Annotated in this window: 14 protein-coding genes and 1 tRNA gene; 9 read left to right on the top strand and 6 right to left on the bottom strand. The window is 61.6% G+C overall.

Annotated elements, in window-relative coordinates; all coding sequences use genetic code 11:
- Nucleotides 1–22 precede the first annotated feature (22 nt).
- From U0988_RS10620 to U0988_RS10605, 4 genes are all read left to right on the top strand, one after another.
- A tRNA-Leu gene (locus U0988_RS10620) sits at nt 23–109 on the top strand.
- 203 nt (nt 110–312) lie between these two features.
- Nucleotides 313–909 (top strand): hypothetical protein, encoded by a 597-nt coding sequence (locus U0988_RS10615; RefSeq protein ID WP_322292594.1) that lies wholly within the window; start codon nt 313–315, stop codon nt 907–909.
- 6 nt (nt 910–915) lie between these two features.
- Nucleotides 916–2,268, top strand: coding sequence for a L,D-transpeptidase family protein (locus tag U0988_RS10610; protein ID WP_322292593.1), 1,353 nt, complete (start codon nt 916–918; stop codon nt 2,266–2,268).
- A gap of 138 nt (nt 2,269–2,406) precedes the next feature.
- The gene (locus U0988_RS10605; protein ID WP_322292592.1) at nt 2,407–2,751 is read left to right on the top strand and encodes a hypothetical protein; all 345 of its coding nucleotides are present in this window, start codon (nt 2,407–2,409) and stop codon (nt 2,749–2,751) included.
- A gap of 101 nt (nt 2,752–2,852) precedes the next feature.
- Here U0988_RS10605 and U0988_RS10600 read toward each other — a convergent pair whose 3' ends face one another.
- Together U0988_RS10600 and U0988_RS10595 are read right to left on the bottom strand one after the other, a co-directional pair.
- A complete protein-coding gene (locus tag U0988_RS10600) occupies nt 2,853–3,551 on the bottom strand; it encodes a hypothetical protein (protein WP_322292591.1) in 699 nt (232 codons plus the stop codon).
- The gene (locus U0988_RS10595; RefSeq protein WP_322292590.1) at nt 3,548–3,991 is read right to left on the bottom strand and encodes an RNA polymerase sigma factor; all 444 of its coding nucleotides are present in this window, start codon (nt 3,989–3,991) and stop codon (nt 3,548–3,550) included. The genes U0988_RS10600 and U0988_RS10595 overlap by 4 nt, the downstream gene beginning before the upstream one ends.
- 129 nt (nt 3,992–4,120) lie before the next feature.
- Here U0988_RS10595 and U0988_RS10590 point away from each other — a divergent pair, with 129 nt between their 5' ends.
- The 3 genes from U0988_RS10590 to U0988_RS10580 all read left to right on the top strand — a co-directional run bounded on the left by U0988_RS10590 (nt 4,121) and on the right by U0988_RS10580 (nt 8,508).
- The gene (locus U0988_RS10590) at nt 4,121–5,356 is read left to right on the top strand and encodes a S8 family serine peptidase (protein WP_322292589.1); all 1,236 of its coding nucleotides are present in this window, start codon (nt 4,121–4,123) and stop codon (nt 5,354–5,356) included.
- 104 nt (nt 5,357–5,460) lie between these two features.
- A complete protein-coding gene (locus tag U0988_RS10585; protein ID WP_322292588.1) occupies nt 5,461–6,312 on the top strand; it encodes a hypothetical protein in 852 nt (283 codons plus the stop codon).
- A gap of 252 nt (nt 6,313–6,564) precedes the next feature.
- Complete coding sequence (locus U0988_RS10580; RefSeq protein WP_322292587.1) at nt 6,565–8,508, top strand: TIR domain-containing protein; 1,944 nt, start codon at nt 6,565–6,567, stop codon at nt 8,506–8,508.
- Between the two features lie 16 nt (nt 8,509–8,524).
- On the opposite strand, the gene U0988_RS10575 is transcribed toward U0988_RS10580, so the two are convergent.
- The 4 genes from U0988_RS10575 to U0988_RS10560 all read right to left on the bottom strand — a co-directional run bounded on the left by U0988_RS10575 (nt 8,525) and on the right by U0988_RS10560 (nt 12,540).
- Nucleotides 8,525–9,949 (bottom strand): hypothetical protein, encoded by a 1,425-nt coding sequence (locus tag U0988_RS10575; protein WP_322292586.1) that lies wholly within the window; start codon nt 9,947–9,949, stop codon nt 8,525–8,527.
- Nucleotides 9,946–10,662 (bottom strand): hypothetical protein, encoded by a 717-nt coding sequence (locus U0988_RS10570; RefSeq protein ID WP_322292585.1) that lies wholly within the window; start codon nt 10,660–10,662, stop codon nt 9,946–9,948. The genes U0988_RS10575 and U0988_RS10570 overlap by 4 nt, the downstream gene beginning before the upstream one ends.
- A gap of 4 nt (nt 10,663–10,666) precedes the next feature.
- A complete protein-coding gene (locus U0988_RS10565) occupies nt 10,667–11,686 on the bottom strand; it encodes a catalase (protein WP_322292584.1) in 1,020 nt (339 codons plus the stop codon).
- A gap of 71 nt (nt 11,687–11,757) precedes the next feature.
- The gene (locus U0988_RS10560; RefSeq protein ID WP_322292583.1) at nt 11,758–12,540 is read right to left on the bottom strand and encodes an alpha/beta hydrolase; all 783 of its coding nucleotides are present in this window, start codon (nt 12,538–12,540) and stop codon (nt 11,758–11,760) included.
- Between the two features lie 291 nt (nt 12,541–12,831).
- Here U0988_RS10560 and U0988_RS10555 point away from each other — a divergent pair, with 291 nt between their 5' ends.
- Both U0988_RS10555 and U0988_RS10550 read left to right on the top strand, forming a co-directional pair.
- The gene (locus U0988_RS10555; protein ID WP_322292582.1) at nt 12,832–13,035 is read left to right on the top strand and encodes a hypothetical protein; all 204 of its coding nucleotides are present in this window, start codon (nt 12,832–12,834) and stop codon (nt 13,033–13,035) included.
- Nucleotides 13,036–13,443: 408 nt separating this feature from the next.
- Nucleotides 13,444–14,427 (top strand): hypothetical protein, encoded by a 984-nt coding sequence (locus U0988_RS10550; protein WP_322292581.1) that lies wholly within the window; start codon nt 13,444–13,446, stop codon nt 14,425–14,427.
- The last annotated feature ends 2 nt before the right edge of the window (nt 14,428–14,429 follow it).

Genomic DNA, 14,429 nt, shown 5'->3' with positions numbered 1-14,429 from the left:
CTTGGCGCATCCTGACTTTAGTGCGGTCGTGGCGGAACTGGTAGACGCGCAACGTTGAGGTCGTTGTGGCCGAAAGGCCGTGGAAGTTCGAGTCTTCTCGACCGCACCAGACAGTCCGACGCGGACTTCAAAACATCGCTGGTCGAAACCCGCTGTCCATCGACGTCGCGCCGGCCTCCGCGCGACCGCGAGGATTCAAACCACCACCTGCCCTTAGGAACAGAAGTCTCGCATCGTCGTTTGCAAATTACGGTGGGGGACATTTGCCGCGTCGGCCACGCTGGCGCGCGTGTTATGCGAAGGGAATTTACAATGAAGAAATCTCTAGTCCTAATTGCCGCCGCAGCCCTCCCGCTCGGCGCTTGCGCCTCCTACGACAACAACGACGATACGCTTGCCAGTGCTGGAACAGGTGCGGCGATCGGTGCTGCTGGAGGCGCGGGTGTTTCCGCGATCGCCGGCGGCGACATTCTGACCGGCGCTGCCATCGGTGCAGCCGTTGGCGGCATTGCTGGCGCCGTCTGGGCCGATAACAACAACGATGGCCGTGTCGACGGATATGTCCGGAACGGTCAGTACTATGCGGGTGCTCCTGCCAACTATGATGCTGCTCCTGCGAGCTATCAGACAGCTTCAACCCGGGAGTGCCCCAGCGTCGGCGGAACGGCTCTACGTACCGGTGCGGCAGGCGCTGCCGTGGGCGTGGGTACCGGCGCGCTGGTCGATGGTCTCGGGGTGCTTGAAGGTGCTGCGATCGGTGCAGCTGTCGGCGGACTCGCCGGCGCAGTCTGGGCCGATTCGAACAATGATGGCTGCGTGGATGGCTACATGCGCGAAGGCCAGTATTATTCAGGCGCTCCGGTGGTGCAGCCGACGCCCGCCAACTACACCTCGGGCGAGCGAGGCTGACATCAAATGCGAGGGATTGCGGAGAAGCTGTTTGGTGCCCTGAAGCTCGTGATCCCCATATTGGCTGCGGGTGCGTTGCTAGCGATAGCCGTACCCGCACCGGCCGCAGCACAGAAACAGGCACTCTCGGTCCTGGAGCGCGAGATCGCTTCGGAGTCGGACGACCTGCGACTTTTCTATGCAGCCCGAAACTTCCGCCCGCTGTGGCTTGAGGAGAAGGGTCAGGCGAACCCGGCAGTGGGCGTCTTGCTCGACCGTCTCGACACTGCGCAGTTCGACGGGCTTGACCGGAAGACTGCGCGCAAACTGCGCACCAAGGATCTGCGCCGCGACCTGAAGCGGGCCGCAAAGGGCGATGCGGAAGACATTGCTGCCGCCGAAATCGAGGCTTCGCGGCTGTTCGCCCAATATGTCCGCGCAACGCGCAACTTACCCGTTCCCGACATGATCTGGGAGACGAAGGCCCTCGGGCCTGCCGTCCCAACACCCGCGTACGCCTTGCAGGCTGCGTCTTCGGCGGATTCGCTGGAAGACTATGTCGCCAGGATGGGCTGGATGCATCCCCTTTACGCTCCTCTGCGCGATGCGATGGACACTCGCGATTATTCTGCGCAGCAACGCCGCGTGATCTGGGAAAATCTTGCACGGATCAGGGCGCTCCCTGCCCATAGCGACGGACGATACGTGCTGGTCGATGCGGCAGGCTCTACCTTGTGGATGTATGAGAACGGTGAGGCCGTGGATTCGATGCGGGTCGTGGTCGGCAAGCCGGAAATGCCCACTCCGATGATGGCGGGCTTCATCCGTCACGCCATAGTCAACCCTTACTGGAATATCCCGCCCGATCTGGTTCAACAGAATATCGCGACAAATGTTGTCGATCTGGGTGTCGGTTACCTGAAAGACCGCGGCTACGAAGTCTTGTCCGATTACGGCGAGAAACCTGCGCGCCTCGACCCACGGAAGATCAATTGGCACGCCGTTGCAGCAGGTGCGCAGACCGTTCGCGTCCGGCAGAAGCCAGGCGGCAGCAATTTCATGGGCAAAGTGAAATTCGAGTTTCCCAACGCCCAGGGTATCTATCTTCACGATACGCCCGACCGGCAGTTGTTGAAGGCAGACCAGCGGCAACTCAGTTCCGGTTGCGTGCGGGTGGAGGACGCGGATCGATTGGGCCGATGGCTTTTGGGCAAAGCCTTGCCCAGGCCCGGCAAGCGGGCCGAACAACGGATCGAATTGCCCGAGATCGTGCCGGTTTACATTACCTATATCACGGCGATGCCGACGTCGGATGGAATTGCCTTCCGCAGCGATATCTACGGGCTCGATGCCGGGGCACAGCTTGCGATGGCCGATTGACGGCAATTCCACGCCAATTGGCTACCCGGTCGGCGGTTTTCGGATCAAAATTTTCCTGAAACATGGATTATGCGAACAGGCTCGTCCGTTCTCCATTCAAGCCGGTTGCAAGGGCACCGGACAACCATGGAGAAAAACATGAAGAACTATTTTCCGCTTTCGATTTTCACTCTGGGCCTCGCCACCGTCGGGGCGGCCGCCGTGCCCATCTTGCAAGAAGAGCAGATGGCCCGCGCCGAGGAAGCACTCATCCTTACCGCCCCGATCGCCGGGATCGAGAACAGCCTGTGGTTCGATTACCGCATTGACGTGACCGAAGCGCAGAAGGAACTTACCAGCGATTTGCGCCGCGCGAGCGATATGGAGGACAATCGCGATGCATGGGAAGAATACGCTCGCGAACTGAAGCACGAGCGGTACGACTATATCGAGGAAATGGCCGAGCGCGGTTACCGAATGGGCCAGGTCTTTTTCGTGGATTGAGCGAAGACAGTTATCTCGGCGCTTCTGGCGCATCCACGGCTGCAGGAAGGACCGGTCAGACCGACCGGTCCTTTTCTTGTGCCTGTCTGCAGTCGAAAAGTTTACCGCCAGCCCCGCGCCCGCGCGGCTTGTTCGCCCTGCTGATCGAGGGCCGGACCAGCAGCCATCTCCTGAGCAAGGGCGAGGATTTCTGCATCGCCAGCGCCGGCCATCCGGTATTGCGTGGCGGCACCTTCACTGCCTTCGCCGAGGGATTCGAGTTTCCAGCCCTGATCGTCGCGGCAGGCGATGCCGCCGCCCTCGCTGCCGCTGAAGGCGCGGCAGAAGCGGCCCTGATCGCTGCGGAACGACAGCAGAATCCGCATATCCGCCCCAGGAGCCTGATCGGCCACCAGGCGCGCGTCGAGTACCGATGCGAGCTGCGCATTTGCATAGGGAGAGGCATCGTCGCCGGAGCGCGGCAGAATCACCGCAAGCGCCAGGGATGCCGCCAGGGCGGGGCCGGCAATCCAGCCCCAGCGCGGGATACGGCGCCGTGCTTCGCGCTGCTCATACGCAGCACCGAAATCGACCACTTCGGCCGTCTGCGGCTGCGCGAGCATGGCAGTAAGCCGGTCGGGGACGGGTTGGTCAATGATCGGCGCATAATGGCCCGCCAGCCTGTTCCGGAGCGCACGGTGCCGTTCAACCTGACGTGCGATATCGGGATCGCGGGCCGCCGCAGCAGCCACTTCGCTCTCACGCTCGGCAGAGAGCTGCCCGTCGGCGAAAGCGGCGATTTCTTCGGGCGTAATCGTCACGAATCCTCTCCCAGCATGGCCATCAACGCGTCGCGCCCGCGCACCAGCCGCGAGTTGAGCGTACCCACCGGGCAGCCGACAATCTCGGCGGCTTCCTTGTAAGCATAGCGTTCAACCATCACGAGCAGGACAGCTTCACGCTGATCTTCGGGCAGCTTCTGCATCGCGCGGTCCACATTGGACAGCTCGACCCGGAACTCCTGTGCGCCATCGCCGCCCACCCCCGCTCCGGCCTCTTCGGCCACGAAGGTCTGCAAGCTACGGGTGGTTTTCCGGCCTTCATCGATCCAGATATTGCGCATGATCCGATACATCCAACTGTCGAGCCGTGTGCCTTCCGTCCATCTGGAACGATTGGCGAGGGCGCGCTCGAGACTCATCTGGCAAAGATCGTCACCGTCGAACGGGTTGCCGGCCAACCCGATCGCGAAACGGCGCAACCGGGGTAGCAAGGCCAGCAAGTCTTTCTCGAACGTTTCGCTCAGCGCCTCTGCCTTCCATGAATTAAACGGACGAGTGGATACGTTTCATCCATGCTTAATGCGATTGGTTGAATAAGCGAGAGTTCAATGCGTGCATATTTCCTGTTTTCGGCCGCACTGGCAGTGATAGCCGCGCCGCTTGCTGCGCAGATCGCCTTGCCCGGCGTCGCCGTTCCGCGCGCCTCGGTTCCGGGCGTCCCGCCCATAGTTGATGGCATCATCGATGGACTGGACGAAACCAACACATCGGTGCAGCGGACGGCCGAACGGCTGGCACGCGACCGGCTCCGCGCGATCGATCGTCTCGTCCGCCGCAATCCGGGCATCGTCGAGCGCGATGCGCGCGGAGACCCGGCCCGGCATGGTGAGTTGCTGGTCATGGATGCATCTCTGCGAGAACTTGACCCTGCTCTGGCAGCAGGATTTCGGCTTCTGTCCGAGGAGCAGCTTGAGGGTCTCGATCTTTCGGTAATGCGCGTTGGCGTACCCGCAGGCATGAAGCTCGCGGATGCAGAGCAGGCGCTTTCCGCGCTGTTGCCGCAGGCAGAAATCAGTGCCGACCATATCCATACCGAGGCGGGTACGGTGAATACCGCTGTTGTGGCACTCTCCGCCCAAGGCTCGCCCAGCGTCGCTGTGCCTGTCGGGATGATCGACGGTGCCCCTGGGCAAGCGGTAAAAGTGCTCGAGATCCGCGGTTTCGCGGCGGGTGCGCCCTATCCCAGCCATCACGGCAGCTCGGTCGCATCTTTGCTAGCTTCTGCGGGCGCCAGCACGGTCCGCGTCGCAGATGTCTATGGGACCGACAAGGCGGGCGGCAATGCCCTCGCCATAGCCAGAGGGCTGGGCTGGCTGGTGTCGCGCGGAAGCAAGGTCGTGACGATCAGCCTGGTGGGACCGCGCAACCCTGTGCTTGAACGGGCCATCGGCGCGGCACAGCGCGGCGGCGTAATTATCGTCGCCGCCGTCGGCAATGACGGTCCGGCGGCACCGCCGGCCTATCCCGCATCCTATAAAGGCGTGGTGGCGGTGACCGGAGTGGACGGCAAGCGCCGTGCGCTGATCGAGGCGGGCCGCGCATTGCATCTCGACTATGCCGCGCCCGGAGCGGACATTTTCGGACGGAACGCACGGGGCAAGCGCATCGCGCTGCGCGGCACATCCTTTGCGGCCCCGCTGGTGGCGGCGCGCGCTGCGTTGGCGATCGGACAAGGGCGCAATTGGCGCAGCGCGCTCGATAGCGAGGCGGTGGATCTTGGCGCCCAGGGCCGCGACGATACCTTTGGGAACGGCCTCGTCTGCGGCACGTGCACTGGCCGCTAGAATTTTTTCAAGCAGAATGGATTAAACACCGGAACCCGCCCGTTTTCCTTTCGAGCGGATGCACCCACCCCAACCCCGCATCCGCAGATGAAAAGGAACTGACAATGAAACATCTCCTCCTTACCGCTTCGGCCCTCACCCTTTTTGCTGCTCCCGCCCAGGCTCAGCTGCTTGGCGGCGGTGGCGGCGTCACTGGAGCGCTCAACAGCTCGATCGGCTCGACGTTGCGTGCACCGGGCGAAACCATACGTTCGACCACGCGCAGCACGCTGCGCGGCAATGCTGCCACGCGCGGTAACCAGAATGTAGACCGTAGGTCAGGTAGTGTCGCGGTTGACCGAAGCGTCGACGCCAGTCTGGAGCCGGCGACCAGCCAGCTTCTCGCTACGCCGGCCGGCGATGCCTCGGGCAACGCGTCGGGCTCGGCCGCTGCGTCCGGCTCGGGCAGCGCCAACGGGCAGCTTTTGGGCACCGACACCGTGATGAACGCCGCTAAGGGGCGCGCTGGCGATGCACGGGCCGCCGCGACCAATGTCCGCAATCTCGCAACCCCGGCAGTCGGAAGGGTCCACGACCGGATCTCGGGTACGGCGGGACAGGCCGTCAATACCGCAGGTTCGACAACTGGTGCTATCGGCGGGACAGCGTCGGGTGCAGGCATGGCCGATGGCGGTATCCTTGCACTTGCCGGCAGCGGTGCCGCCCAGGGCAATGGCGCGTTCTCCGTTGCTCCTGGTATGCCAGTCGAACTACCTTCGGGTGCACAGCTGGGCACGGTCCGCGACATTGTCGCCACCCGCAGTGGCCAAATTCGGCAGATCGTGGTGCAGACGCAGGATGGGCTGACAACCCTTCCCGCCAGCGGTCTCTCCGCCAACGGCAACGCGCTGATCGCGGGCGAAGCAAGTGGCTCCGCGTCCAGCGAGGCACCTGCCGAGGATGCCGACACCGAATAATTCAGTAAACTGGTGAAGCCAACGGTCGGATCGCTTGGGATTGCGGTCCGACCGTTTCGCGCGCGCGGCGTTTCGATCGGTTCACCCGCAGCCTCTTGGGGCCTCCGGCTGCAGGGGCAACTGTTCTTTGGACCTGCCGACGACCCGGGCCCGATACTACCCGCCGTACCTGGGATTCGGGCGCGCAGGTAAGATTCGACGTTCGAGACCAGGTTCTGTAACCATCGGCGCCGTGCCAGTGGGGACTCGGGCGTGCCGGACATTTTTCTATCCTACAATCGCGAGGACGAGGCGAAAGCGAAGCTGTTCGCCGAAGGGTTCGAGCGCGAGGGGTTCGATGTCTGGTGGGATGTCGGTCTGCGCACCGGGGATTCCTACGACCAGGTTACCGAGCAGGCGCTGCGCGAGGCCAAGTCTGTTGTGGTGTTGTGGTCCAGAAAGTCGGTGGAATCGCGCTGGGTCCGCGCCGAGGCGACCCTGGCCGACCGCAACAAGACCCTCCTCCCCTGCATGATCGAGCCTTGCGACCGGCCGATCATGTTCGAACTGGTTCAGACCGCAGAGCTGGCCCATTGGGCGGGCGATTCCGGCGACGGCGCGTGGCTCAATTTTCTGAACGATGTACGCGAATTAGTCGGGATGGAGCGCATGACGCTGTCAGCGACTGCCGGCAGAGTACAACTCGCAAGTTCGCCGCGACTTCGTGAAACCTTGCTGGCGGTGCTGCCATTCGACAATTTGTCGAGCGATTCGGAAATGGAGTTTTTCTCCGACGGGGTGTCCGACGATATCCTGGGCCGCATATCGCGTGGATCGAAACTGCGCGTGATCGGCCGGACATCGAGTTTCCAGTTCCGCGGCACGGACAAACCGAAAGCGGCGGCAGCGCTGGGTGCCACACATGTGCTGGACGGATCGATCCGCCGTGCGGGCACGAAAGTGCGGATCGCCGCCCATCTGACCGAAGCCACCGGGCAGACCATTTTGTGGGCCGATCGCTTCGATCGTGACCTGGAAGACATCTTTGCGGTGCAGGACGAGATTTCCGAGGCGATCGCGGTTGCGCTTCATTCCACCTTCTTCCCCGAAGTGTCAGCCAAGATCGATCCCGAGGCCTATGATTTCTATCTCCGCGCGCGGGCGATTTACCTGCAGGACCTCACCTGGGCCGATCAGGCGAAATGCGTCGATCTGCTGACGCGGGCGGTATCGAGGGCACCCGATTTTGCCGACGCCTGGGGTTTGCTCGCCGTTTACCGCAAGGGTGAAGCAGCGGTCGCCGCCGCGCGGCGGGGACTGGAACTCGATCCAGAATGTCCCACCTCGCTGACAGCGATGGCCATGACCAAGCAACCGTTCGCCCAGCACGCGGAGAAGTTGGCGTTGACCGAACGCGCTTACGGGCTTGCTCCCGATAACCAGCTGGTTGCCGGGATTTACAACATCGTCCTCATTTCTCTTGGTTATCTGACGCGCTCGCTCGAACTCTCGATCACCCGGTTCGAGCGCGATCCGCTTAGCCCGACCATCGCGGGCGATCTGGCGATTGCTTATCGCTCGAGCGGACGAACGGAGGAAGCAATTGCGACGGCGGAGCGCGCCGTGAACGACTTTGCTGATGCGAATTACGTCCGCTTCATCCGCGGCGTGATTGCCATCTTCGACGGCGATATCGATTGTGCTGCATCGATTGCGGAACCGTCGCAGGACACCGAAGGTATCCCGCCCTTGCAGGCGCTGGTGGGGTTCATGCGCGCCGTAGCGGCAATGGACCCGGCTACCCGGGCGATGGCGGTCGGGCAATTCCTTCACCGCGGCGCCCCCACCAGCTATCTGGTCGATATCGGGCTGGCTGCGGCGATGGGGGAAGCGGACCTGGCCATGGAGCATTTGCTGGTTGCCATCCGCGAGGGACGGCCGATCGAATTTACCCCGGATAACGACGGCCGTGCCGCGATCGATGCGGCGGTAACCAGCGGGTTGTTCATGCCCAATTGCGAAGTCCTTCGCCGCGATGTGCACTTTGCGGAGGTTTGCGTGCGGCTGGGATTATACGATTGCTGGAAGGAAACCGGGCTGTGGCCGGATTGCGTACAGGAACTTGCGCCGCTCTATGATCTGCCTGCCGAATGCGCGAAGCTGGACGACACCGCCGAACGCTATGTCGCCGCACCACTGGCCCCATCGCCAGCCTGAACGTCGGGCGTTTGGTTCACAGCGACGCGAGATAGCGGATCGCGGGAATGCCCGGAAGGAATGTGTAGGCCCCGCCGCGCGTGGTGACAAAACGCGGCAGGCCATGCAATTTTATCGATTCGCCGTTTTTGAGCGGGATGACGAACCAGCTGGTCTCGGGCTGGTTGGCACCCAGCATGGGATCATTCGATCCGGTGATCTGCGGATCCTGCAGCCCCAGGTTGACCCAGTCGCACATCAAGGCTTCGAATTGCCCGCCAAGGCTGGCGCAGATGAAATTGCCCAGCAATCCCCGCTCCTCGCTGTCGGGCGTGTCCCGGTGGAAGGGTCCGCCATAGGGTGTGCCGCGCCGCACCAATCGCCGTGTGTGACGTGCCGCGCGCTGGACAATGCTGCCCTCGCGCGGGTTGCAGCGCCGGATGTGGGCCCCAAACGGGCAGCCCGCCGCGTCATCATCTCCGTAATCGAAATTGGTCAGAGAAACGTCCGAAGCGGGGACCGGATGGTCGGGCGCCAAGGCCAGCGGTACCCCGTTGAGCCAGCGGCCGCACATTTTCGCGGCAACGATTTCGCGCATGGCTGAATGACGCGACGCCTTTTCACCGAAGAATTTTTCTCCGCCTTCGGGCAGCAATTGAGTGCCCTGTTGGTGGAGCAGCAATTCATCGGCAGCGGTATCGAGATAATCCTCGAACGCGGCGACATCCTGCGCCAAAATCCGAAACGCATTGAAGGTGCCGTTGCGGCCCAGAACATCGGGCTGGGGCACGTTGTATAACAGCCCCTGGTATTCGGTGGGATATCCGATCAGCATCGATCCGATAGGCACCGCCGGCTGGCCGTCGGCAAAACTTTCTGGATAATCGATGCCGATAAAGCGCGGCTGCGATATGCTGTCACGGTAGCCGAAATGGATATTGTCGCCATCGAAATTCCAGCCGTCGCGGACCCCGAGAAGGTTGAACGCCGTGCCGGAACCCGCAGTAACGACCTTTTGCTCTACCCGGTCCAGTTCGGTGATCTCGTCGGCATTGATCGATGCGATCAGATGAACCTTGCGGTGATCGTCGAACGGGGAAGCCCAATGGTCCGGTGCACTGCTGCCGCTGTCGCCCAGCTTGATCGAGCGAGCGCTCATCCCCGCCTTGAATTCCGTAGGAAAGGACGCGAGCGACGCACGGGAAACACCCAGGCCGCGCAATCCATCATAAGTCAGGCCGATATTGAAGCAGCTTGCTGGCTTTATATTCCAATGTTCCTCGCTGGTGATCTGCGGTTGGTCGCCGCTACCTGAAACGGTGCGGCCCAGCCACTGCCGCGCTGCTGCTGCATCCTTCACCTCGAGGATCAGATGGCGCACACGTTCGTAGCGATAGCCGCGCAGGATATTGCCCTGAACGTCGGCTGGGTTGAAGCCCTGATCGGTCAACGGGGCGCTCACCAGCCCAAACCCATCTTGTGCCGGATTTGCGCGGCGGTAATCCCCGGATAGCCGCGATAACCGCTGCCGAGCAAGGCGTTCGGATTGGCGTGCAGCTGCAGGATGAGGGCACGGGGAATCAGCCGCAGATCATCCTCGCTTCCAGCCGCCGGCGCAGGATGCCCGATCGTGCCATAGCGCAGAAGGTCGGTCGCCACATCGGGGATCTGGTAGACGTCCCGGTCATGCACCCAATTAATGAATGCGTCGATATTCTCATTGGTCGGGATCATCCTATCCCCGTCCTCGATCAGCGCCACGACGCTGTCGAACACCGTGCCCAGCTGCGCAACGAAATCGCGGATGTAGTTGGAAAAATCTCCATCGTAGGAGGAGATCATGCACATGTTATTGTTGATAATCACGAAGCGAGCGAAATGGACGGTCCCGACATTGTCCAGACCGGCGTAGATCTGGTCCAGGTTGGATGCGATGGCGAGCGCAGCCTTGGCGCGGCCCACCGCAGTCTTGTCCTTCAGCGGCAGAACCAGATTCATCATGCGCTGCATATTGTCCCCTGGCTGTGCGGCGGCGTGCGGGCCGCCATGCTGGCGGTAGACCGGCGTCCGCCAGGCCCAGAACGGCACCAGCACATGACCCGCCAGAAAGTTGAAAAACTTCGAATTGGCCAGGGAGTTGACCAGCCGGTTGAGCCAAGCGGTTCCCTTCGGCATCAGATCACTCCTTGTGGAACGGGCAGGCCGTGCCGCCGCGCAGTTGCCGCGAAACTTCGTAGGCCCCGATCCGGGCAGCCAGTATGGGATCGTTCGATATGTCGATGCCTCGTGTGAGCCGTCCCGGATTGAAGCTCATCTTCTCGCAATAGGTATCCTGGTCCACCGGCACTTCGACCAATGTCAGCACACCCATCACAATCCGCGCACGGTGCAGCGGCCAGGCCGTGGTCGGATCATCCAGTGGATCGCCGGTTTCGCCAACCGCCATCAACAACAGGAATTCGGCAGGCCAGGTCGCAAGCCGATCACGCAGTTCCGCTTGCAGGTAATCATCGACTGGCGGCAGAGTTGGATCGGTCACTTCGACGCCGGCGACCGGCTGCCAGAAAAAGCGGACATAGCGGCGCGTATCATCAGGCGCCGTCACCACAAATGTATGGACCGCGTTGTAAGACGCGCGCGCATAGCTGACCGGCGCGCCGAGATAGCTTGCATCAAAGGCGGCGAGTTGGGCGCTGCGGTTGTGATTGGCGTAATTTAGCGAGCCGCCCATGCCGCTTTCCAGCTGGCCCGGGTAGGGATCGGGCAACGGCGGCTTCAAGTGCAGCATGTCCCGGATCTTCGACCACGGTGACGCAGCTTTTGCAGGCCGCATTTCGGCGTTCTTGCTGAATTCGAGAAAATCTTCCGGCGTGGGCGAGAAGAACTCGCGCAAGGTCATGGCTATCAGGTCGGTCGCCTGCCCACCCTCGAGGTGGAAGCGGGTGGCCATTCCGCGGGCATCGGACCAGCCATCGTGCTGGACCGGGCTTCCCATGCTGTTGGAAAAGCGGACGGTGACAGCGACTTTCTGCCCCCCGAAATGCTCGGCGATGCAGTAATCGCGGGCAATCTTCGTCGCCCGGAAATGGCCGGTCACACCGATGCCGATCGTATGGGCTGGCCGGGTTCCAGACCTATGATCCGGAAAATCGGCGATGACCGCATCGACCAGCCGCTGTGCCATGTCCCCCTCGGCCATTATCGTGCCCTCCCCCAGCGAAGCTTAGGCCGGCAGGCTACATTGTCAAACCCGCGGTGACGGAGCAGGATTCAGCGCACCGATTTCAAAAAGCCGACAATCTTGGGTTCGATCGCGGCCGCCGCAGATAATGGCAACCAGTGCCCGGCACCTTCGATCACTTCGCAGCGGAATGAGACATCGGCATAGTCGGCGGAATCGCGCATCTGCTCGGTACCCAAAGCGACATCGGCACTTCCGATCAAACCAAGCACAGGTATGCGTGCTGGCGGGAAATCGGCTTTGGACAAGGCCGCGATATTGGCCCGGTACCAGTTCATTCCCGCTGTCAGCCTGCCAGGCCGCGACAGGTCGCGCCGCCAATTGACCATTTCGGGATCCTGCCGGGTCATCCAGCCGAGTGCCTTGAAATCGGCGGCGCGCACAACCGCCTCGCCGATGCCGCGCAGCAGGAACAGGAGAAAATACCAGCTCTTCAATTTCTGGCGAAACCCTGCACGGAGCGTTGCCTTGGGATGCCCCACTGACAAAGCGACAAAGCCGCTGAAACGCTCCGGATGATCGGCTGCCAGCCGCCAGCCGATGACCGCCCCCCAATCATGCCCCACGAGTCCCGCCCGCTCGATCCCCAGCGTGTCGAGCAGCGCGATCGCGTCGACCGCGATCCGGTCTATCGAATAGTCCGCTACCTTCGCGGGCGCGGTCGTCTCGCCGAAACCGCGCTGATCCGGTGCGATGACCTGAAATCCCGCGTCAACGAGGCCGGGTATCATTTTGCGCCACAATTTCGCGGAATCGGGAAATCCGTGAAGGAGCAACAAGGCTTCGCCCTGACCCGCCAGGGTAATTTGCATCTGCAGGCCATTAAGGGGGATAACCCGATGCTCCAGACTCGCTTGCTCTTCCAACATTACCCCCCCTTTTTTCAGAGCGTAGGGTCCAGCCCCCTGATCCCCAAGCATATTTTGCATGAAGCTCGCCATGCTGACGCAAAGCGCGAGCGCGAATACCGACCTTGTGCAGGAATCGTCGTTCGGGATTCAATCTCGACAGCGCGCCTCCGAATCTAACCAAAGTGAAGGAAGTCTGCGTCCGAATCGATTAACGCTGCTGGTTCGGCAGGGGGCCATTGAAAGGCTTCGATTATGACTTCCTGGGAATTTGAAAGCGAACTTGCCGAAAAATTCGAACTCACAACAGAACGGTACTGGGTCGACGGGATGAGCCTGTCCGATGCCCGGAAAAAGGCTTCCAGCGAACTGATGGGACATGACAACGGCGAAGCGCGGCAAGTCGGCGGCTCGGCAGGTGACCCGAGCAAGGCTTATTCGGGGCGTGCCATGCGATAGTGTCGTCAAGTCCAAGCGGGCAGCAGATCGCCGAATATCCTGTTTCCTTTTCAAGGCCGCATTGCCCGGCCTTATCATTCCCATCGTGATCGAGGTTGCCTTGCGCGGCGCAGGACGCTGAGCCCGTTCGGTGTGATGGCGTGGTTCCAGTCACAAGGCGGCGAGGAGAAGGCCGCCCGCCGCGCTGATCGCCAACACCCGGAAGATGGACCAGTTCGCAGCGAAGACCAGCAGGCAGGCGAGAGCGGCCAGCAGGGAAGGTTCGCAATGCTTAAAATCGCGGCTGACGAGTACACTTGCGGAACCTTTGACCGAACCATGAGTATATGTTCGAGATTAGGGAGAAGTCCGATTAAAACTATTCTGGCGTTCACAAGCGTTCTGGCTCTTGCCATCGCTGCCCCGGCTTTGGCTCAAAAGTCGGGCGACGATAACGGGAAAGGCCAAGGCAAAAGCGCTTCACAAGCGTCCAACAAGCCCGACAAGGCCAATCCGGCAGCGGGCAATGGGGCGAAGAACCGCAATAGCGAAACCGCGAAGCCCGATCGCCCCCCAGCTCGTCAAACGGTTGATCAGGGCCGGAGCGCCCAAGCATCAAACGCACGGGACGGCAACGCCGGCGGGCAGGCTGGCAAGGGCGGCAGCAAATCAGACAAACGCCAGGACAGCACCGCCGAGCGTATCGACAATTCCGATCGAGGAAATTCACGGTCCAACCTCGGGAAGGCCAATGTCCGCCGATACGACGACCGTGGCGACCGCGATCGGTTTCAATTCATCGATGACGACGATCGCCGCCGTTTCGCCCTTCGATATGATCGGGATTTCGGACCCTTGAGCGGCTTCTGCCCACCTGGGCTGGCGAAAAAGGGTAACGGATGTCAGCCCCCGGGACAGGCAAAGAAGTCTGGCGGAAACTATCTGCTGAATTATTCGCGTTTCCGCGACGGAGACTGGCGCTTTTTCAACGGATATGCGTACCAATACAGGTCCGGCAGCAATCTGGTCGATGCGTTCCTGCCGCTGGTGGGCGGTGCATTGTTCGGCGGCAACCAATGGCCGGCCGCATATCAGGATTACCGCGTTCCGGAATATTACGGACGCTACTATGGCCGCGGCGATAATTACGATTATCGCTATGCCGACCGGACGATCTTCCGGGTCAATCCGCAAGACCAGGCGATCGAGGGTATCGTCGGGTTGCTGACAGGAAACAATTTCGAGGTCGGGCGCCCAATACCTTCCGGCTATGACGTCTATAACGTGCCGAACCAGTACCGGGATCAATATTACGATCGGCCCGATGCGTATTATCGCTATAGCGACGGCTATGTTTATCAGGTCGATCCGGAAACCCGCCTGATTGCGGCCGCAATCCAGCTGATCGTTTAGAG

Source organism: Allopontixanthobacter sp. (genome assembly GCF_034376665.1).
Lineage (GTDB): Bacteria > Pseudomonadota > Alphaproteobacteria > Sphingomonadales > Sphingomonadaceae > Allopontixanthobacter.
This window is presented reverse-complemented; position numbering and strand designations above follow the sequence as displayed.